Origin of the sequence: Streptomyces sp. NBC_00310 (assembly GCF_036208085.1) — a bacterium.
Taxonomy (GTDB): domain Bacteria; phylum Actinomycetota; class Actinomycetes; order Streptomycetales; family Streptomycetaceae; genus Streptomyces.
The window spans coordinates 1,701,191-1,724,277 of record NZ_CP130714.1 but is presented as its reverse complement, the minus strand read 5'-3'; the positions used below and the strand labels follow the sequence as shown (position 1 = coordinate 1,724,277).

17 protein-coding genes and 2 pseudogenes are annotated in these 23,087 nt (G+C 69.6%); 8 read left to right on the top strand and 11 right to left on the bottom strand.

The features are described from left to right. Positions 1 to 50: 50 nt before the first annotated feature. The 3 genes from OG202_RS07570 (at position 51) to OG202_RS07560 (ending at position 3,931) form a co-directional block, all read left to right on the top strand. Positions 51 to 752, top strand: a complete 702-nt coding sequence (locus OG202_RS07570; protein WP_327730849.1) for a TetR/AcrR family transcriptional regulator C-terminal domain-containing protein — start codon at positions 51 to 53, stop codon at positions 750 to 752. Beyond that, complete coding sequence (locus tag OG202_RS07565) at positions 749 to 1,312, top strand: MBL fold metallo-hydrolase (RefSeq protein ID WP_326584457.1); 564 nt, start codon at positions 749 to 751, stop codon at positions 1,310 to 1,312. The genes OG202_RS07570 and OG202_RS07565 overlap by 4 nt, the downstream gene beginning before the upstream one ends. Before the next feature lie 144 nt (positions 1,313 to 1,456). Beyond that, on the top strand, positions 1,457 to 3,931 hold the full coding sequence (locus OG202_RS07560; RefSeq protein WP_327730850.1) for a SpoIIE family protein phosphatase: 2,475 nt from the start codon (positions 1,457 to 1,459) through the stop codon (positions 3,929 to 3,931). Positions 3,932 to 4,052: 121 nt separating this feature from the next. Here the strand turns inward: OG202_RS07560 and OG202_RS07555 are convergent, their stop codons facing one another. The 3 genes from OG202_RS07555 to OG202_RS07545 all read right to left on the bottom strand — a co-directional run bounded on the left by OG202_RS07555 (position 4,053) and on the right by OG202_RS07545 (position 7,761). Continuing rightward, positions 4,053 to 4,796: an NADPH-dependent F420 reductase gene (locus OG202_RS07555; RefSeq protein WP_327730851.1), complete on the bottom strand. Its 744-nt coding sequence runs from the start codon at positions 4,794 to 4,796 to the stop codon at positions 4,053 to 4,055. 31 nt (positions 4,797 to 4,827) lie between these two features. After that, the gene (locus OG202_RS07550; RefSeq protein WP_326584460.1) at positions 4,828 to 5,859 is read right to left on the bottom strand and encodes an LLM class flavin-dependent oxidoreductase; all 1,032 of its coding nucleotides are present in this window, start codon (positions 5,857 to 5,859) and stop codon (positions 4,828 to 4,830) included. Positions 5,860 to 6,321: 462 nt separating this feature from the next. Then, positions 6,322 to 7,761 carry an RICIN domain-containing protein gene (locus tag OG202_RS07545; RefSeq protein ID WP_328222536.1) on the bottom strand — a complete coding sequence of 480 codons (1,440 nt, stop codon included), beginning with the start codon at positions 7,759 to 7,761 and terminating at the stop codon, positions 6,322 to 6,324. 634 nt (positions 7,762 to 8,395) lie between these two features. Between OG202_RS07545 and OG202_RS07540 the strand changes: the two genes are divergently transcribed. Beyond that, positions 8,396 to 10,699 carry an alpha-L-fucosidase gene (locus OG202_RS07540; RefSeq protein ID WP_327730853.1) on the top strand — a complete coding sequence of 768 codons (2,304 nt, stop codon included), beginning with the start codon at positions 8,396 to 8,398 and terminating at the stop codon, positions 10,697 to 10,699. Between the two features lie 539 nt (positions 10,700 to 11,238). Here OG202_RS07540 and OG202_RS07535 read toward each other — a convergent pair. The 3 genes from OG202_RS07535 to OG202_RS07525 form a co-directional block, all read right to left on the bottom strand. Then, the gene (locus tag OG202_RS07535; RefSeq protein WP_327730854.1) at positions 11,239 to 11,649 is read right to left on the bottom strand and encodes a (4Fe-4S)-binding protein; all 411 of its coding nucleotides are present in this window, start codon (positions 11,647 to 11,649) and stop codon (positions 11,239 to 11,241) included. Between the two features lie 29 nt (positions 11,650 to 11,678). Next, positions 11,679 to 11,987, bottom strand: coding sequence for a GNAT family N-acetyltransferase (locus tag OG202_RS07530; protein WP_326584464.1), 309 nt, complete (start codon positions 11,985 to 11,987; stop codon positions 11,679 to 11,681). Between the two features lie 343 nt (positions 11,988 to 12,330). After that, positions 12,331 to 12,798, bottom strand: coding sequence for a MarR family winged helix-turn-helix transcriptional regulator (locus OG202_RS07525; RefSeq protein ID WP_326584465.1), 468 nt, complete (start codon positions 12,796 to 12,798; stop codon positions 12,331 to 12,333). 578 nt (positions 12,799 to 13,376) lie between these two features. Here OG202_RS07525 and OG202_RS07520 point away from each other — a divergent pair. Continuing rightward, positions 13,377 to 14,327 carry an NmrA/HSCARG family protein gene (locus OG202_RS07520; RefSeq protein WP_327730855.1) on the top strand — a complete coding sequence of 317 codons (951 nt, stop codon included), beginning with the start codon at positions 13,377 to 13,379 and terminating at the stop codon, positions 14,325 to 14,327. A 147-nt stretch (positions 14,328 to 14,474) separates the two neighbouring features. Here the strand turns inward: OG202_RS07520 and OG202_RS07515 are convergent, their stop codons facing one another. Together OG202_RS07515 and OG202_RS07510 are read right to left on the bottom strand one after the other, a co-directional pair. Then, positions 14,475 to 16,220, bottom strand: coding sequence for a cellulase family glycosylhydrolase (locus OG202_RS07515; protein WP_327730856.1), 1,746 nt, complete (start codon positions 16,218 to 16,220; stop codon positions 14,475 to 14,477). A 386-nt stretch (positions 16,221 to 16,606) separates the two neighbouring features. Further along, positions 16,607 to 17,659, bottom strand: coding sequence for a LacI family DNA-binding transcriptional regulator (locus tag OG202_RS07510; RefSeq protein WP_327730857.1), 1,053 nt, complete (start codon positions 17,657 to 17,659; stop codon positions 16,607 to 16,609). A 294-nt stretch (positions 17,660 to 17,953) separates the two neighbouring features. Here OG202_RS07510 and OG202_RS07505 point away from each other — a divergent pair, with 294 nt between their 5' ends. Further along, a complete protein-coding gene (locus tag OG202_RS07505; RefSeq protein ID WP_443052222.1) occupies positions 17,954 to 19,291 on the top strand; it encodes a ferredoxin reductase family protein in 1,338 nt (445 codons plus the stop codon). A 220-nt stretch (positions 19,292 to 19,511) separates the two neighbouring features. Here OG202_RS07505 and OG202_RS07500 read toward each other — a convergent pair. Continuing rightward, positions 19,512 to 20,360, bottom strand: a pseudogene (locus OG202_RS07500) (PucR family transcriptional regulator ligand-binding domain-containing protein); the annotation flags it as partial. A gap of 49 nt (positions 20,361 to 20,409) precedes the next feature. Here OG202_RS07500 and OG202_RS07495 point away from each other — a divergent pair. After that, a pseudogene (locus OG202_RS07495) lies at positions 20,410 to 20,717 on the top strand (aldo/keto reductase); the annotation flags it as partial. Further along, on the top strand, positions 20,708 to 21,430 hold the full coding sequence (locus OG202_RS07490) for a FadR/GntR family transcriptional regulator (RefSeq protein WP_327730858.1): 723 nt from the start codon (positions 20,708 to 20,710) through the stop codon (positions 21,428 to 21,430). The pseudogene OG202_RS07495 and the gene OG202_RS07490, both read left to right, overlap by 10 nt. Positions 21,431 to 21,551: 121 nt before the next feature. Here the strand turns inward: OG202_RS07490 and OG202_RS07485 are convergent, their stop codons facing one another. Then, the gene (locus OG202_RS07485) at positions 21,552 to 21,932 is read right to left on the bottom strand and encodes a hypothetical protein (RefSeq protein ID WP_327730859.1); all 381 of its coding nucleotides are present in this window, start codon (positions 21,930 to 21,932) and stop codon (positions 21,552 to 21,554) included. A gap of 20 nt (positions 21,933 to 21,952) precedes the next feature. Next, positions 21,953 to 22,834: an SPL family radical SAM protein gene (locus OG202_RS07480; RefSeq protein ID WP_327730860.1), complete on the bottom strand. Its 882-nt coding sequence runs from the start codon at positions 22,832 to 22,834 to the stop codon at positions 21,953 to 21,955. Positions 22,835 to 23,087: the final 253 nt, after the last annotated feature.

Sequence of the window (23,087 nt, the reverse complement as noted above, 5' to 3'; positions counted from 1 at the left end):
GGGCGGCCGTGCCGCCTGCCGAACGGCGGGACATACGAAGAGGAGCCCTCGTGCCAAGGCCGCGCACCCCTCTGCTGGACCGCCGCCGCATCGGCGCCGCAGCGCTGAGACTCGCCGACGACCAGGGCGTCCTCACCATTCCCGCCCTGGCCAGGGAGCTCGGCGTCGCCCCCTCCGCGCTCTACCACCATGTGTCGGGCCGGGACGAGATCATCTCGCTCATGCGGGAAGAGCTGGCCCGGGAGACCAGCCCCGACGCCTGGGACGCGGCACAGCCCTGGGGGCAGGCCCTGGAGGAATGGGCCCGCTCCTACCGCAGGGCCTTCGCCGCGCACCCCGGGGCGGTGCCCCTGCTCGCCACCGCCCCGCTCGCCGAACCCCTCTTGCACGCGATGTACGAGAAGGTCGCCCGACTCCTGCTGACCGCCGGCTTCGGCGCGAGCCAGGTCATGCCTCTGATCACCGCGATGGAGAGCTTCATCCTCGGCTCCGCTCTCGATCTCGTGGCCCCGCCGGTGATGGTCCGCGACGTGACCCGCGTAACCGCCCCGCACCTCACCGCCGTACTCGCGCACACCCCGGCCGACCACCGCCGCGCCGAGCTCGCCTTCGACGTCGGTCTCCGCGCCCTGATCACCGGCTTCCGGGCGCTCCTTCCCCCGGTGACCGGCGCGCACGGCCCCACACCCCTCACACCCCTCACTCAAGTCGCTCAAGTCACTCAAGGCCTCACCGGAGGAGCCCCGTCATGACCGCCTCGTTCCACGTCCTGACCACCGGCTACGCCGACACGCGGGTGGCCGGCACCGTCACCCTGCTCGTCGACGGCGCCACCGTCGCGATCGTCGATCCCGGCATGGTCGCGGACCGCCGGCTCATCCTGGACCCGCTGGCGCCCCACGGACTGGCCCCCGCGGACGTCACCGACGTGATCTTCAGCCACCACCACCCGGACCACACGCTGAACGCCGCCCTGTTTCCCGAAGCCCGCTTCCACGACCACATGGCCATCTACCACGACGACGTCTGGGAGGACCGGAACGCCGACGGATACCGGCTCTCCCCGTCGATCACGCTCATGACGACGCCCGGCCACACCGCCGAGGACGTCAGCACCCTGGTGACGGCGGACGAGGGCCTGGTGGTCCTGACCCATCTGTGGTGGACCGCCGAAGGACCGGCCGACGACCCCTTCGCGCCCGACCGCGATCAACTGCGGGCGGCCAGGGAGAAGGTCCTGGCTCTCGGCCCGGCCCTGATCGTGCCGGGACACGGGGCGCCCTTCGTGCCGTCGGCGACGACGCCCCTCTAGCCCGGCTGGTCCCCGAGACGCGTCGGCCGCCCGGTCCGCTGCGGCCGGTTGAGAGCCGTGTCCCGCGGCGAGATGCTGGAGGCAGCACCCCGTGGGTGACGCAGCGGCGTGACGGGGTGCGGCAGGAACGAGGTCGGGATACCCATGGACGATGAGCCCGACACGACCATAGGAGCAAGGGGAGTAGCCGCACCCGACGACTTCGCGGTCGTCATCGACGCCCGCGGTGCCGTCATGGTGTGGAGTGCCGGAGCCGGGCGGCTGCTCGGGTACGAGCCGGAGGAAGTGACGGGGCGGCCGGCCGCCGACCTGCTCGCCGCGGAGCTGCCCTACGCCATGCGGCACCACGTGGCCGCCGGGGAGCCGTGGACGAGCGATCTGGCGCTGCGGAACCGGCACGGAGACCGTGTCACCGTGCGGCTCCGGGGCACGCCGCTGGTGGACGCGGACGGCGGGAGCCACTGGGTCGTCACCCCGGCGGCGCTGACGTATTCCTCCCGGCCGACCGATCCGGGGACGGCGGGACTGTGGAACCTCACGCTCGCGCAGCTCCCGCTGCCCGTGGCCATCTACGACAGCGAGGCGCGGTTCGTCACCTGCAACGAGGTGATGAGCCAGGCGATGGGGCTGACGCCGGAGGAGATGAGAGGGCGGACACTGTGGGAGATCTATCCCGCCCCGCCCCTGGACGAGATCGACCGTCTCCAGCACCAGGTCGTACGCACCGGGGAGACGATCTTCCGTGAGGAGCAGCCTTTTCGCGCTTCCGGTGAGGTCCGCGATCACGCGTGGTCGCTGTTCCTCTCCCCGCTGAAGGACCGGGCGGGCGCGGTGCTGGGGGTGTCGGCGCTGGTGATCGACATCACCGAGCAGTACTGGGCCCGGCGGCGCCTGGCGGTGCTGAACGACGCCAGCGTACGCATCGGCAGCACCCTGGACGTGACCCGGACAGCCGAGGAACTGGCAGAGGTGGCCGTGACGGGGTTCGCCGACTTCGTCACCGTCGACCTGCTGGAATCGGTCGTCCAGGGACACGAGCCGCAGCCGATACCCCCTGCCACACCGGTCGTCTGCCGCCGGACCGCGCAACGGTCGGTGCTCCCGGGATGCCCGGAATCCGTGATCCCGGTGGGCGACACCGACGTCTGCCCTCCCGGCTCACCCCAGGCCCGGGCGCTGATCACCGGCCGGGGCAGCTACCACACGGTGGGCGACCCGCTGCTGCGCGAGTGGTCGACGGCCTCCCCGGCCCGTGCCGAGAGCATCAGGCGATTGAAGATCCATTCGGTGATGATGGTGCCGCTGAGCGCGCGGGGCGTCACCCTGGGCGTGATGCACCTGCTGCGGCACCGTACGGCGGATCCCTTCGTCCAGGACGATCTGACGCTGGCCGAGGAGATCGCCGCCCGGGCGGCGGTGAGCATCGACAACGCCCGCCGCTACACCCGCGAGCACCGGACCGCGCTCACCCTCCAGCGCAGTCTGCTGCCCGAGCGGCTGACGGGAGCGGATGCGGTGGACCTCGCCCACCGGTACCTCCCCGCCGGTTCGGGGGACGAGATCGGCGGAGACTGGTTCGACGTGATCGCCCTGTCCGGGGGACGGGTCGCGCTGGTGGTCGGTGACGTCGTGGGCCACGGCGTGCACGCCTCGGCCACGATGGGCCGCCTGCGCACCGCGGTACGGACCCTCGCCGACGCCGATTTCGCCCCCGACGAGCTGCTCACCCGGCTGGACGACCTGGTCGTCCGCCTCGACCGGGAGGAAGGCCCGGATGCGCGAGGGCAGGCGGAGGGGACCTCGGGAGAGGTCGGGGCCACCTGCCTCTACGCCGTCTACGACCCCGTCACCGGCCGCTGCGACCTGGCACGGGCAGGGCACCCGTCGCCCGTCCTGGTGACCGCCGACGGGACCGTACACGTACTGGACCTGCCCGCGGGGCCACCGCTCGGCCTGGGAGGACTGCCCTTCGAGGCCGCCCGGATCGAGATGGGCGAGGGCAGCGTGCTCGCCCTCTACACCGACGGCCTGATCGAAACCCCCGGCCGCGATATCGACGTCGGACTCGACCTGCTGTGCGAAGCGCTGCGCCACCCGGCCGCCGACCTGGAGGAGACCTGCGACGAAGTGCTGCGCAAGGTACTGCCCGAACCCCCTGCCGACGACATCGTCCTGCTCCTGGCCCGCACCTCCACTCTCGGCGCGGACCAGGTGCACACCTGGCAGCTGCCCAGGGATCCCGCGGCCGTCGCCGGGGCCCGCAAGGCGGCGTCCGAGCAGCTGGACACCTGGGGGCTGGCCGAGCTCGAGTTCGCCACCGAGTTGATCGTCAGCGAACTCGTCACCAACGCCATCCGGTACGGCAACGGCCCCGTCGAGCTGCGGCTCATCCGCGCCGACGCACTCATCTGCGAGGTCTCCGACGGCAGCAGCACCGCCCCGCACCTGCGGCGGGCCCGCGTCTTCGACGAGGGCGGACGTGGCCTGCTGCTCGTCGCCCAACTGGCCGAGCGCTGGGGCAGTCGTCAGACTTCCGTCGGCAAGACGATCTGGGCGGAACAGCCCCTGCCGGATGAGCGTGCGCGCGAGCGCGACAGCCGGCCCAGTACGCGCGGCTGACGCTGAGAGCGGACCTGACCAGCTCGTAGTGAGTGGCAGCGGCGTACAGGTGGCCCGGGCCATGGTCGATCGATCCGGCAGCACCTGTTCACCGGTTGACCGGTCAGCGCTACCACTGCTTTCAGCCAGGGGAACTGTTCGACGAACAAACCGTGTTCCCCTCCTGGCCTGCCGAAGCAGCGGCCCTCGCACTGATGACGGCTCGTCCGCGCTCTGACTCCGGGAAGCGGTCGAGCATCGCGCGCAACTCCCCGGCGTCGACGTTGGCCCCGAAGGGCTCGGTACCCGGTTCGAGCCGTACGCCTTCGGCGAGGGGGCCTGCCATGACGGGGTCGAAGCCGAAGGCGTCGACGAGGCGCGCGGTGGTGGCGAGGTCGCCCGGATCGTCACCGGCGATCGCGATCGCCTTGCGTCCCGGTGTTCCCCCTGGCCGGGCGCCGTCCTCAAGGTCGTGGTAGCCCATGTGGTTGAACGCCTTGACCACGCGCGTTCCGGGCAGGAACGCCTGCACGATCTCGCTTGACGACGTGTGTGGGTCGGTGAGGTCCTCGCGGACGCCGTCGACCTCCCACCAGTAGTTCATCGCGTCGATGACGAGTTTGTCCTGCAGTGCTTCGGCGGGAATGGTGCGGTACTTGCCGAGCGGGAGGGCGAGGATGGCGATGTCCGCCCGGGCCGCGGCCTCCGTCGCGGTGACGGCGACCGCGCCGGGCGTGAGCACTTCGACGGTGAGGGCGATCTTGGCGGGGTCGCCCGATCCGGCGACCAGCACGCGGTAGCCGGCTGCCAGGGCCAGGCGCGCGAGCACGGTGCCGACTTTTCCCGCCCCCAGGATGCCGACCGTGGCGATGTCCGCGCTGGTCATGCCTTCTCCGTTCTCTTCTCCGTTCACGGTGTCAGCCGGCGAGGATGTCGCGGACCATCGGGATCACCTTCGTGCCGTACAGCTCGACGGCGCGCAGGCGAGCGCTGATCGGGATGGATCCCGCGGTGTAGATGAGGTCGAACCGGCCGACCCCGAGGGCTGTGACGGCACCTGCGATCTTGCGGGCGACCGTCTCGGGCGAGCCGATGTACAGGGAGCCGCGTGCGATCTCGTTCTCGTACTCCTCCCGGCGGACCGGTGGCCAGCCCCGCAGGGCGCCGATGCGGTCACGGATGACCCGGTAGCGGGGCCAGTGCAGCTCCCGGGCTTCCTCGTCCGTGTCGGCGACGAAGCCCGGTGAGTGCATCCCGACCGGATGGGCGGTCGTGCCGAACTCCGCGGTGGCGCGTTGGTAGAGGTCGACATAGGGCGCGAAGCGTTCCGGGCTGCCGCCGATGATGGCGATCATGAGCGGAAGTCCGTAGCGCGCGGTGCGGATGACCGACTGGGGTGAGCCGCCGACACCGACCCAGGTGGTGAGGTGTCCGGACTCGGTCTTGGGGAAGACGTCGGCGTTGTCGAGGGGCGCACGCTTGGTGCCGCTCCAGGTGACGGGCTTCTCCTCGAGCAGCTTGGCGAAGAGCTCGATCTTCTCCTCGAACAGCACGTCGTAGTCGCTGAGGTCGTATCCGAAGAGGGGGAACGACTCGGTGAAGGAGCCGCGGCCGAGGATGACCTCGGCCCGGCCGTTCGAGAGGGCGTCCACGGTCGCGAACCGCTGGAACACGCGGACCGGATCGTCGGAGCTCAGCACGGTCACGCCGGAGGCGAGGCGGATACGGCTGGTGCGCGTGGCGATGCCGGCGAGCACGGTCTCCGGAGTGGAGATCGAGTACTCCGGGCGGTGGTGCTCACCGAGGGCGATGGCGTCGACGCCGATCTCGTCCGCGAGCACGGCCTCGTCGACGACCTGCCGGATGGCCCTCGCGTCGGAAACGAGGGTGCCGGAGTCGTCCTCCGGCACATCGCCGAACGTGTCCAGGCCGAAGACGAGATCAGACATGGGCGGACTCCTTCGTGAGCGGTTCTCGCACTCGCGGGGTGCGATGGCGACCCGTCAGCTCGATCGAGCACGCCGGTTAATTCGTTGACGTGTCAATCATTGCCCCATGTGCTTGATGTGTCAACAAATGGGATGGGCGGCACTACCGTGGCGGAACGAGGCAAGAAAGTTCCGCGTGCCACCGACAGCCGAGGCGTCGAGGTGGTGCTCACGGCAGAGCGCGCGGAAGCCTTCCGGTGTGCGGCGGCGCTCCGTACCCGTCTCGAAACGAGCGCGCCGAACGCCGGACGGCTGTGCGGATCGGCTTCGCGTGAACTCCTCGGCCGTATCAGCGGCGCATTGCTCTGCCGACGCACCGGCCTCGCGCTACCGCGTCGCGCACCACTGGGCAACGACGTGACCCATCCGATGAGTTGGTCGCCCTGAGCGGCGGTGACAGCGAACTGGACTGGAGTGCTAGAACTAGGCGGTGCGGCGCTGGAACTGCTGGTTGGTGCCGGTGCCGCAGGGCCACTGGATGAGGCGGGCACCGTTGACGGTGGACGCGTTGCTCACGTCGAGGCACTTGCCGCTGTGCCGCGCCATGAGGCGGTAGTAGCCGTTGCCCTGGTCCTGGAACTGGAACTGCTGGTTGGTGCCGGTGCCGCACCGGTACTGGTTGACGAAGGCGCCGTCGGCGGTGGAGTTGTTCGCCACGTCCAGGCACTTGCCGCTGTGCTGGGCGAGGACGCGGACGTAGCCGTCACCGGCGTCCTGCAGCCGCCACTGCTGGTTGAGGCCGCCGATGCAGGTGTACTGGACGGCGACCGCGCTGTCGGCGGCGGAGTTGTCGGAGATGTCGAGGCACTTGCCGCTGTGCCGGGCGACCAGGTCGTAGTAGGGGCCGCCGCCCACGCCGGTGACGGTTCCGGCGGTGGTGTCGATGGCGACCTGCGGGTACCACGGCAGGTTCATGGTGGTCTTGGTGGGGAAGGTCAGCGGGAGCCAGACGTACTGCGAGTCGTTGACCGTGCCGCCCATGGAGTTGCCCCACCGGTCGCCCATGTAGAGGTACGAGGTGCCCGAGGTGCCCTGGACGGGCAGGACGAAGGTGGTCTGGGAGTCGTACCCGGTGTAGTCACCGATGTCGGTCATGGCGGTCCAGGGTCCGGCGATGCTGCTGGCGGTGGCGTACTTCTGCTGATTGGGCTTCCAGCCGCTGTTGCCGGAGGTGAGCATGAAGTAGACGCCGTTGCGCTTGAACAGTGCGGGCGCTTCCCGGAAGGTGCCGGGCCAGGGGTTGGCGGTCAGGCTGTCGTAGGCGGAGTAGTCGGCGTTGAGTTTCCAGATCTGCAGGTCAGCGTTGCCGGCCGCGGAGGTGATCTGGTAGGCGGTGCCGTTGTCGTCCTTGAACAGCGTCATGTCCCGGGACGTGGTGCCGGTCGGCGGCCGGAAGCTGCCCTGCCAGGTGTAGTCGCCGTCGACGGTGTCGGAGACGGCGACGGCGGCGCGGGACTGGGTGTAGTCGCTGCCGTTCTCCTTGTGCATCCACAGGACGAACTTGCCGGTGGTGCTGTTGAAGATGACCTTGGGGCGCTCGATGTTGGCGACGTTCAGCTCGGGGGCACTGGACTGGGTCAGGACGTCGTTCCTGAACTCCCACGTCTTCAGGTCGGTCGAGCGGTAGGCGGAGACGGCCTTGAAAGTGTTGTCGGCGTTGCGGTTCTCGCCGAACCAGTAGTAGGAGGAGCCGACCTTGATCACCCCGCCGCCGTGGGCGTGCACGACGGCTCCCGTGGTGTCGGTGAACTGCGTCGCGTTGGTGACGGTGACCTGGGCGGCCTGGGCGGGGAACGCGGTGATGAGCAGTGCGGAAGCGCTCACTGCGGCGGTCAGCACCAGGGTGAGGGCGCGTCGGAGCATCAGGATTCCTTCTGGAAGAGGTGAAGGGCCGGGCGGATGACGAGGTCCGGTGCCGACGGTGAGGGGCACGGGGCGCGGGCCGCCCGACGGCCGCGTCCGCGAAGGGCGACTGGGCCGGGGGCGCTCATGGGGGCCTGCTCGCGGACGCCCGGCGGATCGGGGCGAGAACACGGCGGACCATGTCGACACGGTCTGAATTGTTGGATTGTGTGCGGCTCCGTCGGAGGACGCTAGAGGTGCGAGTCGTACTTCGTCAATGATCCGGACGGGATCGGAGTGGCCGGCCGGGCCGGGAGTCGGGTCTGAAGGAGGGCGAGACCCTCGCAACCTGAGGAGCTGGCCATACCTCCTATGTATGTGGCGCTTACGGCTTCAGTCTGATCAGCCGGCGCGTCGCGACTGGTAATTTTGCCCTCCCTCTGGACATATCCAGGTTTCATGCCCGTTAATACATCCGATGTTCAAGGGGGCGAGGTGCACGCTTCCCAGCGGCTCCCCTGCACCCGCCACCTGTCGGTGAACATCCCCTCTGTTCGGCCGGATGCTGAGCCGCAGAAGGTCCGTGCTGCCCTGTGGACCATGAGGAGAGATCCAGTTGTCAGAACCGCTCACTCGACGAAGGGTGCTTGCCGGTATGGCTGCCATGACGGTCGCCGCCGCTATCACCCCGACACTGGCGATACCCGCCCACGCTGCCGCCACCACCGGTGAGCCGCTGCCGCTCCCGCCCCTGCGCATCCCCAAGATCGACATGGGCGTCGAGCAACAGTCCAACGAGAAGATCCAGTGGATGCAGGACGCCAAGCTCGGCATGTTCATCCACTGGGGCCCCTACTCCGGCCCGGCCAAGGGCGAGTGGTACATGGAGAACGCCGCCGTCACGCCGGAGAACTACAAGAAGTACGTCACCGACGCCACCGGCGAGCAGTTCACCGGCAGCGCCTACGATCCCGCCGACTGGGCGCAGCTGGCCAAGGACATGGGTGCGAAGTACACGGTGCTCACGGCCCGCCACCACGACGGCTTCGCGCTGTGGCCCTCCACCCACGACAATGCCTGGCACAGTGGTCAGGCGCCGCTGCAGCGTGACTTCATCAGCCAGTACGTGACCGCGGTGCGCGAGGCCGGGTTGAAGGTCGGCCTGTACTTCTCGCCCCTGAGCTGGCGCTACCCCGGCTACTACGACGTCCACGGCACCAACTGCCTGGACAACGCCTGGGGTTACACCACCGATCCCGCGCACAAGGAGAACGCGCGGATCATGAAGAACGAGGTGTATCAGCAGGTCAAGGAGCTGGTGACCGAGTACGGCGCGATCGACGACATCTGGTGGGACGGTGGCTGGCTGGGCCAGCAGGGCTCCGACCGGGACGCGGCCTTCTTCTGGGAGCCCGGCAAGTTCCGCGACGCCTCCAACGAGTGGCCGGTGGACTCCGCCTACAGCGACACCGACGCCGCCACCGGCAAGCCGCTGGGCCTGACCGGCCTGGTGCGCAAGCACCAGCCGGACGCGGTCACCACTCTGCGCGCCGGCTGGATCGGCGACTTCACCAGCGAGGAGGGTCCTTCTGTCCCGTCCGGCGCGATCCGCACCGGCAAGGTGGCGGAGAAGTGCTTCACCATCGGCGGAGCCTGGGGCTACAAGGCTGGCACGAGCGTGATGGGCTTCGGCACGGCCATGAACCTCCTGGTCAACTCCTGGGTACGGAACATCACCTGCCTGGTCAACGTCGGCCCGGACCGCACCGGCGTGGTGCCCACCGCCCAGGCCGACCTGGTGCGCCGGATCGGTTCCTTCATGACCACGTGCGGCGAGGCCGTGTACGGCACCCGCGGCGGCCCGTGGAACCCGGTCGACGGCAAGTACGGCTACACGTACAAGGACAGCACCTTCTACGTCCACCTGCTGTCCGGCTACAGCGGCACCTCGTTCACCACCCCGTCCATCGGGGACGCGAGCGTGACCCGTGTCTTCGACGTGGCCTCGGGCACCGACCTGGCGTACACCGTCAGCTCGGACGGCAAGGTGACCGTCACCGGCATCAACCGCACCCGTATCCCCGAGGACAGCGTCGTCGGCGTGACCCTGGACCGGACGGTGCAGCCGGCCGACATCGCCGTGGGCAGGACGGCGACGGCGAGCAGCCAGGAGACATCCAAGGGCAACACCGCGGCGAAGGCGGTCGACGGTTCCACCGCGACCCGCTGGTGCGCGAACAACGGCAGCGTCGGGAACTGGCTGAAGGTGGACCTGGGGGCGACCAAATCCCTCACCGGCGCCCGTATCGCCTGGGAGCTGGACGCCACCAACTACCGCTACCGCATCGAGGGCTCCACCGACAACACCACCTGGACCACCCTCGTCGACCGTACCGACACCACCAGCACCAGCCAGGTGCAGACCATGGTGCTCAGTGCCGAGGCCCGGTACGTACGGGTGACGGTCACCGGCCTGCCCACCGGGGTGTGGGCCTCCATCCGCAACCTGGAGCTCTACGACCGGCCCTTCACCGCGGACCTGGGCACCTTCAAGCTGGTGAACCGCAAGAGCGGCAAGCTCCTGGACGTCAGCGGCGCGTCCAGCGCCGACGGCGCCGTCATCATCCAGTGGCCCTCCACCGGCGGCACCAACCAGCAGTGGAAGCTGCTGCCGAACAGCGACGGCTCCTACCGGCTGTCCAACGTCCGCAGCGGCAAACTCCTGGAGTGCCCGAGCGGTTCCGCGCAGGGAACACAGCTCGACCAGTCGGCCGACGCCGGCACCAGCAACCAGTGGTGGAAGCTGGTCGCCGCGACCAGCGGCCACTACCGGCTCGTCAACGTCGGCAACGGACGGTGCGCCGACGTCAAGGACGCCTCCACCACGGACGGCGCCCACGTCATCCAGTGGCCCACCACCAGCGGGTCCAACCAGGAATGGCAGCTCGTCGCCCTGTAACCGTCCGGTGAACGGCGTCCAGTGAGGGACCGGTGCCGTGCCGCACCGCGGCACCGGTCCCTCGCGTCGGTCGAGCACGCTCCTTGTGCCACCCCTGCTCACCCAGCGGTCCCGGACCGGAGCCGACGCGACCGTGCGTCCGTCCGGCGCCCGGGTGGGTCACCCCGCCGATACGCAAGGGACCACACCATGGGTCTCTCCGATCTTCCGCTCGACCGCAGAACCGTCAGCGGCGGCGACGGCTATCTGAACCTGCGCGGTACCTACCCCGCGGGGAAGGGGGCGTACGGCCACGAGGGCGTCACCCGGGTCGTCGTCACCGGCGCGAACGCCTCGGTCACCGCCGGCGGCTCCACCCTGGTGGTGGCCAAGGCCACCAAGGTGCTGCTGCTCACCAAGCTGGGCCGCTACGACACCTCCACCGGCTGGAACTCCCAGCCGTGGCAGACGGAACTGGCCGCGCTGAGCGCGGACTTCGCAGCCCTGCTGTCGCGCCAAGGCGCTCCGGGAAAGGGGGTGGGTGGCGGTCGCCGTCGGCATCACCGGCCGCAGGCGCCCGAGTGGTCGCAGTACGGCCGCAGTCGGCTGTGCCCGCAGCCGCACAGCACGGCCCTGGTCTCGGCGCGCTGCCCCTGTGGCGTGTCCAGCGACAGCTCGCCTCGCACGACCAGTTGGCCGGTCGGTGTCGGGGTGATCCGGGTGGGCCGGTCGGGAGTCTCCGTCCCGCCATCCGCCAGTTCGTACCGCAGCGCGCCCGACGGGCAGCGGCGCACCACGTCGGCCAGGCGGTCGGCCGGGACGGCATCCGGCCGGATCCACGGGCGCTTGCTCGAGTCGAAGACCTCGGGCAGGCCGCTGACGCACTCGGCTGCGTGCAGGCAGCGTGTCGCCTCGAAGGTCACGGTGATGGCCTGCGCCTTGTACGTCTTCTTCTGGGGCTGATCGCTCATGCGGCCTCTCTCACTGCGTCTTCGGCCAGTCAGTCCCTGACCTGGCTCCGGGCCTGGTACAGCAGGTCGGCGTACTCGGGGTGGCGCTCGATCCAGCCCGCGTAGAAGGGGCAGGTGGCCAGCACGCGCAGTCCCGCGGTGCGGGCCTCGTCGAGGGAGGTCCGCACCAGCTCGGATCCCACGCCCTTGCCTTCGTGTTCCGGGGCCACCTCGGTGTGCACGAACGCGATCAGTTCCGTAGTGCGGATGTACTCCGCGAAGCCCGCCACCGCGGAATCGCCGTCCATCCGTGCCTCGTAGCGACGTGCTCCGGGTACGTCGATGACCTTGACCGTCATAAGTCCTCCTTGAGAGCCGACCCCAGATCGAGGGAACGCCGTCCGGCAGCGGCTCGAAGGACCGGTGCCGCCGGAGACAGGCCGTCCACATGCCCGGCTGGGGGGTGTTCGCTGCCGGGAACCTGGTTGATGCGTCTACAAAAATACGGGACCAGGAGTTGATGGGTCAACTTCTGTGGGCGGTGGTGCTCGGCTGTGCCGGAGGTGCGCGGTGGCTCAGGGTGAAACTCGGTTGCGTGGTGGGGTCGACGGCCGGATTCACGGCGGTGGGGCGTCTTGAGGTGAACAGGCGAACAGGTGTCCGGCTGCGTCGTGCCGTTGACCGGCGGTCACCGCGTCGCGCTCACGGGCAGTCCTCCTCCAGCCCTTCGAGGATGCGGTTCGAGATCTGCGCGAACATGGCGAGCTCTGCCGGGGTGAGCGGGTCGATGAAAAGGCGGCGGACCCCCTCGACGTGAAGGGGAGCCGCGGTCGCGAGGGCCTCGCGGCCGGCGGGAGTGACGACGACGAACGCCACGCGCGCGTCATCGGCGCATTCCTCCCGGACGACCAGGCCGCGCTTGGTCATCCGGTTGATGTGGTGGGACATTCGGCTCTTCTCCCATTCCACCGCCTTGGCGAGCTCCAGGAGGCGCAGCCGGCCCTCGGGTACCTCGGCGAGGTGGACGAGCACTCCGTAGTCGGCGCTCGACAGACCGCACTCGGCCTGCACCTCGCGGGCCAGCCGGCCGATGAGCTTGTCCTGCAGCCGTACGAAGCTTCGCCAGGCGTGCTGCTCCGACTCGGTGAGCCAGCGCGGTGTGTCCGTCATACGTGTAAGTGTAACGAGTTGTTGACGCGTCATCCGGACATCGGTCGATGTGGCGGATGACCGGCACCCGCTTCGGCTTCAAGGGCAGGTCGCCCTGCCGCAGATCGACGGGGGACGCGGATCTACCGCGGAGGTCTGGCGGCCCAGCAGGCAGGGGTCGTCCTCCGGCGTGTTCACCCGGGCCGGCACCGCTTCGCGTATCTGGCCGAACGCGGTGAGCTGATCCGGGGTCACCGCGTTGACGGACCATGCGCGTACGTGGGCCGCATGGCACGGTGCGGCGGCTTCTGTGGCGGCACGTCCGGCTTCGGTCCGTACGGCGTCGGAACGTCTGCCACCAGGACCGCGTAGTCCGCGGAGGGCGGCCGGCTGTCCTCCTGCAGGTACGTGTTCAAGCGCCCGGACAGCGCCGCTTGCATGGCGCTGAAGTCCCGCCAGGCATGCGGCGGGGCCTGGGTCGGCCCCCGGGAGTCACTCATGACTCAAGCCTCACCGAAAAGGTTGACGTATCATCCATGCGGCCTTACGCTTAATTGACACATCAACTTTACGGTTCTCTTCGGAAAGAGGCAGCAGCCATGAGCGACCACAGGATCATCGCGGTCACCGGAGCAACCGGGTCCCAGGGCGGCGGTGCCGCGCGGGCGATCCTCGCCGACCCGGATTCGGGCTTCGCGGTGCGCGCGCTCACCAGGAACCCCGATTCGCCCGCCGCCCGGGAGCTGGCCGCGCTGGGCGCCGAGGTCGTCCAGGCGGACTTCTACGACGAGCCGAGCGTGCACAAGGCCTTCGACGGTGCCTACGGCGCTTTTCTGGTCACCAACTTCTGGGCGCACGGCTCGGCGGCCAAGGAGATCGAGGAGATCGAGGTCCTGGTCCGGGCCGCCAAGGCCGCGGGACTGAAGCACGTCGTCTGGTCGACGCTGGAGGACACCCGCGAGCTGCTGCCCTTGGACGACGAGCGGATGCCGGTCCTCCAGGACGAATACAACGTGCCGCACTTCGACGCCAAGGGCGAGGCCAACGAACTCTTCCGCCAGGCCGGGGTGCCGACCACCTTCCTGAACACGACCTTCTTCTTCCAGGGCTTCCTGGATGCGGTCGGGCCCCAGCGCGGTGAGGACGGCGTGCTGACCCTGTCCCTGCCGATCGAGGAAGGAAAGCTGCTCTCCGGAGTGGACGTCGAGGACATCGGCCGTACGGCTCTCGCCCTCTTCAAGGGCGGCGAGCGGTACATCGGCGAGACCGTCGGCCTGGCCGGCGACCATCTGACCGGAGCGCAGTACGCGGCGAAGTTCGAGGCCGTGCTCGGCGAGCCGGTGCGCTTCCAGTCGGTGCCCTACGACGTGTTCCGCTCGCTGGACATCCCGGCCGCTGACGAGCTCGGCAACATGTTCCAGTACTACGGCGACTTCGACCAGGAGTTCACCGGCGCCCGTGATCTGGACAAGGTGCGCGAGCTCAACCCGGCGCTCAAGAGCTTCGACGCCTGGCTGGCCGACAACTCCTCGAAGATCAAGAAGAGTTGAGCGGGCGGGCGAATCGGGTGCTGGAGTGGCTGACGGCGAAGGCGACCGGCATCGCGCGTCACGTCCGGTGAACGCGTCGCGGTGCCGTTTCCCGCGGCTGAGCGCGGTACCCGCCCGGGAGCCTCCCGGGCGGGCACCGGCCTTCGTTCAGGACGTCGTGCCGGTCACCGTGCTTCCCGACTTGGTCACGTAGTACGTCGTGGTGGCGCCGCTCCAGAAGTGGAAGGTGAGCTTCACGCGTGCGTCACCCTTCACCGCGTCGAGGAAGGCGGGGGTGAGGCTGATGGTGTTCTCGGCCTTGTCCGGTGCGAACGCGGTGTTGAACTGCTGGTAGGGCGTCCAGCTGGTCGGGCCGGCGTTGCCGCCGTCCGTGTACGTGGCCTCCATCGTCGCCAGCACATCACCCCTGAACCGCGTGGGGATCCGGAACGAGTTCGTCGTCCCGGTCGTGTTCGACTGCACCGGGGTCTCCTGGGTGATCACCTGGATCCGCCAGGGGACGCCTCGGGAGAACTCGGCCCGCAGCGTCGCGTTGACGCCGTGGGAACGGTCCCCGACGAGCCGGGTGAGCGCGGCCGCCTTCAGCGTCAGCCGGTTGCCGGCGAGGGTGTAGTCCTTGCCGTCGACCAGCTTGGTCGTGCCGTGCCTGAGCGCCTTGAAGGCGGCTCCGTTCAGGTTCAGGGTGAGTGTACGGTCCTTGACGCGGCCGGCCTTCGGCACGAAGACGGTGTCCGTGGAAGCGGTGGCCGAGCGCGTGGTCCAGCTCGACTTGATCTGGCGGTACATCCCGGCGTCCTTCCACCGCAGCTCGCCGCGGTCGAAGAAGGCGCCGTTGTCCCACAGGACGGTGGTGACCTTGTTGGTGCGGGCGGTGTGGCCCAGCGCCTCGAAGTACTTCTGCATCTCGCCGCGTTCCACGGCGCCGGGGCCGTGGTCGTAGCCGAGCAGGCCGTACTCGCCGATGACGACGGGGATGTCCTGGGCGACGAAGGTGTCGTGTATCCGCTTGAAGGTCTGGCTGAGGTCTTTCCGCACTGTGGTGTCGAAGCGGGTTCTGCCGGCGACGTTCACGCTGAACGGCCAGTAGCCGTAGTAGTGCACGGTGGCGATCAGCCGCGGGTCGTGCAGCGACTTGATCGTGGTGGCGAGGTTGTTCATCAGCCGCTGGTCCGGTGTGCAGACCTCGGTGGGCAGCATGAGCAGCCGCTTGCCGTTGTTGCCGCCCGACTTGCGCACGATGCTGTGGAACGACGTGTTCAGCTCGTTGAGGAGCTCGGCCTTCCGGGCATCGTCGGCGTGCTCGAACTGGGGCTCGTTGACGCTCTCGAAGACCAGCTTGGCGGACTCGTTCCTGAACGCGGTGGCGATCTGGGTCCAGGTGGCGTTGAAGCGGGCGAGCACCTTGTCGTGGTCGGTGGACATCGAGTCGGCCCACTGCCAGGAGTCGTGGTGGATGTCGATGATCACGTAGAAGCCGCTGTCGAGCGCCTGGTCGACCACCTGCCTGACCCGCTTCAAGTACGCCGGATCGACGGTGTGGTTCGGCGCGGCTCCCTGGTGGTCGGTCCAGGTCACAGGGACGCGGATGCTGTTGAAGCCCTGGGCGCGGACCTTGTCGAGCAGGGCCTTCGTGGTGCGGGGCTGGCCCCACGAGGTCTCGTCCGGGATGGCGTCCAGACTGTTGCCCAGGTTCCAGCCCGGCTGCATCGCGGCCACGGCGGCCATCGCGTCGCCGGGAACCGGTGCCGCGGCCGCCTCGGGCCGGGCGTCGTCGCCGAACGTCCCGAAGACCGTGCCGTAGGCGAGAACGCCCGCGGCCGCCACCGCCAGCGGCGTACCCACTGCCAGCCGAAGGTTGCGTCGGCGGTGCTGTGGGGCCTGCTGCTTCTTCATTGCTCATCCGTTCTGGAAGATCGAGCCGGTCTCCCCCCTCAGTCGCCGTCGACGGGCAGGAGGTTGCCGACCTTCACAGCAAGTACACAGATCCGCCGACCCGGCCCCTCTTCGGCCGGCGGTCGGATCGAGCGAGGTCACGTGTCCGTCAGGGGGCGCCGAACGTCGCGGGCCCCGGCCTCGACGCGGAACTCGTACGCGCCACGCGGACCTGCGCCCCATGTCGTTCGAGCACGAGTCGGGCCGTAGGGGAGCGACACTTCTCTGGTCACGCGCTGGAGGGACACCTGCCCGTTCCGACCGGCTCGCTCGGAGCGCCCCGCGGCGGAGGCGGAGAGGCGGCCGGGCGAGGCAAGGCCCCGCCGATGCGGTCCGCGGCCCTGCGATCAGGTGGTGCCGTTCCCTCGCCGTACCGGGCGTCGTGTGGACCGGCGAGGGGTCAGGGCCGGCTGCACGAGCCGATGCCGGTCCACTCCGCTGCGTGCGTTGACCAGAGCGATCAGCAGGTCGACCGCTTCGTCGCTCACCCGGTCCGGGCGGAGGCTGAGCGTGGTGACGGGCGGGGTCGTCGTCGCGTAGTCCGGATCCTCACTGATGCACGTCACCAGCAGATCCTGCGGCACCCGGAGCCTGTGGCGCCGGGCGGCGGCGAGGATGTTGTGACCGGAGTCGGAGTAGACGCCGATGACGGCGTCCGGCCGTGGATCGCGGTCGAGCAGCCGGCCGACGGCGTCCCGTTCTGCCGTGAAGTAGTCGGGCAGCGAGGCGTACTCCTCGACGAGGGCGGGCAGGCCGTGCTCGGCGCACCAGGAGGCGTAGGCGCGTCCGATCAGGTGCGGATACTCGTCGTCGTGCAGCGGCTGGGAGAGGGCGATCCGCCGGGCGCCGGCCTCCGTGAGGTGGTCGAGCAGCAGGCGCAGGCCCGCTTCGTAGTCGGGGTCCACCCACGCGTCGCGCCAGTGCGGCCGGGGCGGCCGGCCGTCGGTGACCATCGGGATACCCCGCTCCCGCAGGATGGAACACACCGGGTCGTCGGCCCGTGGCCCGACGTGGATGACGCCGTCCATCGGCGTGTTGAGCCACATCCACGGTGACAGGGAACTCGGCATCACCATGAGCATGTAGCCGCGCTCGTGCGCCGCCGACATCGCGCCCAGCGCCAGTTGGGCGTAATAGGGGATCTCCATGTACGAGACGGGAAGGTCGCCGTACGTCGTCATGGTCAGGCCGAGCACTCCGGTGCTCCCGCGGGCCAGGGCCCGGGCCGTGCTGGCCGGGGCGTGACCGACCTCGCGCGCCGCGGCGAGCACGCGCTGCCTGGTCGCCTCGGACAGCCGCCCGGTGCCGTTGAGCGCGTTCGACACCGTGGCCGTGGACACCCCCGCCCGTGCCGCCACGGCGCCGAGCGTGGGACGCCGCCAGACACGCGAGCTCGTCATGTGTGTACCCCATGCACCCCAACAGCCCCATGAGGGCTTGTGGTTAACGCCTTAATCACTCAGCGTACCGGCGACGGCGGCCGGGACGGCTGCCGTCGGGCGAGGAGTGAGCAGATGCCAGATGTTCTCGGAACAAGAACAGCCGAGGCCAAGTAGGGCCAACTTCTCGCCATGTTCCGTATTCTTGCCCCGCCCAGGGGCCGTATCAGATCAGGACGCAGATCAGGACGCTCGGGTCCCCGCGACCTCGCGGGCTCCGGGCACCAGTAGTTCACATGGACAAGAGGGGACGCGGTGGAGGCGACGAGTACACAGGTGCGGCAGCGCACCATACCTCCGGTCGTCGCGGCGCGATGGGCGCTGTGGACGTTTGTCATCGTCAACTTGGTGATCGTCGAGGTCTTGTTCCTCACCGCCGGGACCGGTAAGAACGGGGTGCTCACGGTCGCCAAGTTCTTCGGCCTGCACGCCGCCGAACTGATGCTGTTCCAACTGCTGTTGGTGGCCCGGCTGCCCTGGCTCGACCGCCGTATCGGCATGGACCGGCTGACGGTGTGGCACCGGTGGGTCGGCTTCACCCTGCTGTGGACCCTGCTCACCCACGCCGTGCTGGTCGTGCTGGGCTACGCGCGGCTCTCTGACACGTCGACGACGAAGACGTTCTTCGCGCTGGCCGGAGTGCCGGCCTCCCTGCTCGGGATGCTCGCCGCGGCGATCGTCGTCGTGGTCGCCGCGGTCTCCGCCCGACAGGTGAGGCGGCGGCTGCGGTACGAGACGTGGCACGGCGTGCACCTGCTGCTGTACCTGGCGTTGGGGCTGGCGTTCGTCCACCAGTTGCAGGAGACCACGACCTTCAGTTCCTCCGCGCCCGCGATGACCTACTGGTGGGCCCTGTGGCTGTTCGCGTTCGGTGCCCTGGTCACGGGGCGGATCGTGATGCCTCTGTGGCGCAACGCCTATCACCGATTCCAGGTCGTGGCGGTGGTGCCGGAGTCGGACGACGTGGTGTCGGTGCACGTCACCGGCCGCCACCTCGACAGGCTGCCGGCCAGGGCGGGCCAGTTCTGCATCTGGCGGTTCCCCGGGCACCACCACTGGTGGCTGGCCAATCCGTTCTCGCTGTCGGCGGCACCCGACGGCCGCACCTTGCGCCTGACGGCCAAGGCGGTCGGCAGCGCCAGCGCCGGCCTGCGGCATCTCCCGGTCGGGAGCCGCGCGTTCGTCGAGGGGCCGTACGGGGCCTTCACCTCGTTGCACCGAACGCGGCCCGGCGCACTGCTGATCGCCGGAGGAGTGGGGATCACGCCGGTTCGAGCCCTGCTGGAGGAGGAACCGGCGGGCGACGTCGTCGTGCTCTACCGGGTGCGCAGCGAGAACGACGCCGTGCTGGCCGCCGAGGTACGCACACTGGTCGCGGACCGCGGCGGGCGGCTGCACCTGCTCACCGGCCGCACGGGGGAGGGCAGCCCGCCGTTCGAGCCGGAGAGTCTCCGTACCCTGGTTCCCGACATCACCGAACGCGACGTGTACGTCTGCGGCCCGCCCGCGATGACCTCGACCGTGCTCAGTGCCCTGCGCACCCTGAAGGTTCCCCACCAGCAGGTGCACGCCGAGCGGTTCGGCCTGGCCTGACGGCGCTGTACGGCCGCCCCGTCCGGCGACCCCGTCCGCCGGGGCGCGTTCGACGGGGCGCGTTCGACGATGGCGGGCCGGCCGTCGTCGGGCCGGCCGTCGTCGAGCCGGACTCGGTCGTCCGGTTGCCGTGTTCGCCGGTGGTGGGAGGAGCGTTGCCGAGGCCGCGGCTCGTCCATGTCAGTGGGCTCGCAGCACATCGAGTGCCGTGAGAGCCGCGTGGAGTTCGGTGCGCGATGAGGCGGGCGACGGTGAGTGCCATCGCGGTCCTCTCCAGCACGGTGACGTCCTCCGGACCGAAGGCGGGGCCGTCGGCGCGGGCCGGGAGCATGACCACACGGCCCCAGCGCTCGCCCTGGTACTCGACGGGTGCGGTGAGCCAGCCCGCCGGGCCGCATGTCGCCGGGTGATCACCCGCCCCGGTGGCTCGGGAGCGCTGTTCCCAACCGGTGAGCGCCTCCTCCACCGTGCCTCCGGACGGTTCGCAGATCAGTGCCTGGTGCACCAGGTTCTCCAGGACGACCGTGCGGCCGCACATCTCCGCCGCCGCGCGCACCACGTCCTCCGGGCCGGCGCCGCGCAGGGTCAGGGCGGTGAACGTCTCGTGGATGCGCTGGGTGCGGCGCATCGCGTCCGCCTGGTTGCCGAGCAGGAGCGCGTGCACGACCTGGGTGACCTCCAGGAAGTTGACGTCCTTGGCGAGCGTGACGAGGGGAAGGCCCCGCAGGCGGCAGGCGTCGACGAGTGCGTCCGGCGGGCGGTGATAGCGGCGTACGAGTTCGATGACCAGCGCCGCGGCCCCGACGTCGGCGAGTTCGTCGACGTACCGGCGCACGCCGGCCACGTCGTCCGGGAGCGGCATTCCGGTGGTCAGGACGAGTTCGCCGCCCTTGAGGAAGGACGCGGGGTCGGTCAGTTCGGTGATGTGGACCCACCCGACCGGCCGGTCCAGGTGGGGCACACCGGTGACGACCTGGGGCTGTCCGGCGGCCAGGACGGGAAGGGCCAGGACGTCGGCGACGGTGACCGCGCGAGTGGGCCCATGGCCGGCCGGGTGGTTGTCGTTCACGGTGTCTCCATGGGGTCCCACGTGATGGTGCCGCCGCCTGCCTACGCCGGGCAGGAGCGTGGTGGCGGTGGGTGTCTGCAACTCGGGACTGCTCTCCCGCGACCGGCCCGCCGAGAGCATGAGGGACGACTACCAGGACGCCCCGCCGACTCCGGTCGCCCGAGCTCGGCGATCGCCGAGGCCGCGCGGCGCAGGCACGGGATCACTCTGCCCGCCGCCGTGATCGCGTTCCCGCACACGCATCCCCGTATCATCAACGTCACCCTCGGCATACGGACTCCGGAACAGGTCGGACGACACGTGGAACTCCATGATCGGCAAGTGCACGGTGGAGGGAGGGATGAGCGGTGTCTCTGACGGACAAGGCCATCGATGAGATCCGTGAGCTGATCCGGACCGGCGCCCTGCCTCCGGGGTCGAAGCTCCCGCCGGAGCCGGACCTGGCCGCTCAGCTGGGCCTGTCCCGCAACCTCGCCCGCGAAGCGGTCAAGGCGCTGGCCGTCGCACGGGTCCTGGAGGTCAGGCGGGGCGACGGCACTTACGTGACCAGCCTCCAGCCGAGCCTGCTGCTGGAGGGGCTCGGCGGTGCGGTGGAGCTGCTCCAGGGGGACTCGGTCGCCCTGCAGGACCTGATGGAGGTACGGCGGCTCCTGGAACCGCTCGCCACGGCCCTTGCCGCCACCCGGATCTCCGATTCCCAACTGGCCGAAGTGAAGCGGCACTTGGATGCCATGCGCGAGGCCCGAGACGATGTCGAACAGCTCAACGCCCACGACGCCGCCTTCCACCGTGCGGTCATCTCGGCCACGGGCAACGAGACCCTCCTCACCCTCCTGGAGGGCATCTCCGGTCGCACCCTGCGTGCCCGCATCTGGCGCGGTCTGGTCGACGACAAGGCCGCGGGCCGCACGCTCGCCGAGCACGAGGCGATCTTCAACGCGCTGTCCACCCGTGACGCCGCCCTCAGCCAGGCCGCCGCGCTGCTCCACGTGAGCAACACCGAGCAGTGGCTGAGGGAACACCTGCGCTCCGGCGAACCTCTCCCCTTCGGGACGACAGCGCGCACGTGACGGGCGCGCGCCGCCCGCCACAGTGCCCTGCCGCACACCCTCACCTCTCGTGTCGCGGCCGGTGTCCGTCACCTCGTGGCAGGCCGCTCGCAGGGCTGGGCGACTTGCCACGTGCTGCCTGTCAAACCCGGTCGAAGCCGGCGGTGACGACGGTCAGACGCCGATGTCGGCCAGCCTCCGATCCGTGGTCCGGGGGAGTGACGCCCAGCAGCTTCTGGGCGGAGGCCTCCGGCGCGATCGAACGGCCCGGCATGGTGCTCATCGCCCGGTAGGCCCCCGCGATGTCAGCGGCCGCGCCCTCCCCGATCAGGCGTGCGATCGAGGCGCGCATCTCCTTTGGGGTGATCGGTCCGAAGACGACGTCCCGGCCGAGCCGGGTGCCGAACGCCTCGGCCAGGTCCGGCCCGGTGATCGCGGGGTACTGGCCGACGGAGACCACACCGGTGACGTCAGGGCGCTCGAGGCGGTCCCCGGTCCCGAGCCCGACGCCGTCACCTGACATTCCCGCTGGTGCGACGCCGCTCAGGCCGAGCCCGCCAGCCTCTGCCGCAGGGCGTCGTTGTCGTCGTGGTGGACGACCTCGTCGAAGCGCAGTCGCAGCCCGTGCTCGGCCAGCAGGCCGGCCACGATCGCGTCGAGCTGTTCGCGGTGTTCCTGGGTGCGGGCCTGTACGTACGCCTCGCGCACCTCGTCGGGTTCGTCGGCGAGGACCTGGTCCATGCGCTCGCGGATGTACCGCTTGAGGTTGATGTGCTCCATGAACACCTCGGTGACGCCGGCTTCGACGAGCTGCCCGAAGAGGTGGTCCAGGAGTTCCGGCCGGGTGGCGAAGTGGGGCAGGAGCGGGCCGACGAAGGCGAAGGTGGGGATGCCGGCCTCACGTAGTTCCGCGAGGGTGCGCAGGCGGCGGGAGGCGAGCGGGGCGCGCACCTCCAGCCAGCGGCTGACCTTGTCGTCCGCGGTGGTCACGGTCATGCCGACCTCCGCCCGGGGCAGGCTGGTGAGCAGGTCGATGTCGCGGGTGACGACGGGCGACTTGGTCAGGACGCGGACCAGGCCCGGGTACTCGACCGCCTCCAGCTCGCCCAGGATGCCCCGGGTGAGCCGGTACCGCGTCTCGTGGCCCTGGTAGGGGTCGGTGACCGAGCTGAGCAGCATCGTGCCGTGGCGCTTGTGCTCGGGCATCCTGGCCAGCTCCTTGCGGGCCAGGTCGACGGCGTTCCTCTTCACGTACAGATAATCGCCCCACTCCTTGGCCGACCGGCCGAACTGCCGTCCCGCGAAAGAGGCGAAGCAGTACGCGCAGCCCAGAACACAGCCGGTGTAGGGGTTGATCACGTAGTCGTTCGACGGGGTCTTCGACTTCTGGATCAAGGTCTTCGCCTCGATCTCGACCGGTTCCATGACGGGCTTCCTCTCAGCAGCCTGCAGCCTGCAGCCTGCAGCCTGCAGCCTGTATGACCTAGAACAATAATCCTTGGAAGTTGATTCCATGGAATCTAAATGGTTAGCTTGCCGGGCGGCCGATCCGGGGCCTTGGCTGCCTGCTCCAGCAGGCAGGCCCTGTGAGCCATGCCGGTGGAGTGCGGCCATCGCCCTCCGGATCGAGCCCGCCGTGAAGGGTTTCCTTTGTCCCGCTATGGGACCGTCGAGGAGT

Coding starts and splice junctions, on each gene's coding strand:
- OG202_RS07535 (WP_327730854.1), bottom strand. CDS start 11,649: ATGAGCGATCAGCCCCAGAAGAAGACGTACAAGGCGCAGGCCATCACC.
- OG202_RS07480 (WP_327730860.1), bottom strand. CDS start 22,834: ATGGAACCGGTCGAGATCGAGGCGAAGACCTTGATCCAGAAGTCGAAG.
- OG202_RS07555 (WP_327730851.1), bottom strand. CDS start 4,796: ATGACCAGCGCGGACATCGCCACGGTCGGCATCCTGGGGGCGGGAAAA.
- OG202_RS07510 (WP_327730857.1), bottom strand. CDS start 17,659: ATGACGAGCTCGCGTGTCTGGCGGCGTCCCACGCTCGGCGCCGTGGCG.
- OG202_RS07540 (WP_327730853.1), top strand. CDS start 8,396: ATGGCTGCCATGACGGTCGCCGCCGCTATCACCCCGACACTGGCGATA.
- OG202_RS07485 (WP_327730859.1), bottom strand. CDS start 21,932: ATGTCAGGTGACGGCGTCGGGCTCGGGACCGGGGACCGCCTCGAGCGC.
- OG202_RS07565 (WP_326584457.1), top strand. CDS start 749: ATGACCGCCTCGTTCCACGTCCTGACCACCGGCTACGCCGACACGCGG.
- OG202_RS07525 (WP_326584465.1), bottom strand. CDS start 12,798: ATGACGGACACACCGCGCTGGCTCACCGAGTCGGAGCAGCACGCCTGG.
- OG202_RS07560 (WP_327730850.1), top strand. CDS start 1,457: ATGGACGATGAGCCCGACACGACCATAGGAGCAAGGGGAGTAGCCGCA.
- OG202_RS07550 (WP_326584460.1), bottom strand. CDS start 5,859: ATGTCTGATCTCGTCTTCGGCCTGGACACGTTCGGCGATGTGCCGGAG.
- OG202_RS07545 (WP_328222536.1), bottom strand. CDS start 7,761: ATGCTCCGACGCGCCCTCACCCTGGTGCTGACCGCCGCAGTGAGCGCT.
- OG202_RS07515 (WP_327730856.1), bottom strand. CDS start 16,220: ATGAAGAAGCAGCAGGCCCCACAGCACCGCCGACGCAACCTTCGGCTG.
- OG202_RS07530 (WP_326584464.1), bottom strand. CDS start 11,987: ATGACGGTCAAGGTCATCGACGTACCCGGAGCACGTCGCTACGAGGCA.
- OG202_RS07520 (WP_327730855.1), top strand. CDS start 13,377: ATGAGCGACCACAGGATCATCGCGGTCACCGGAGCAACCGGGTCCCAG.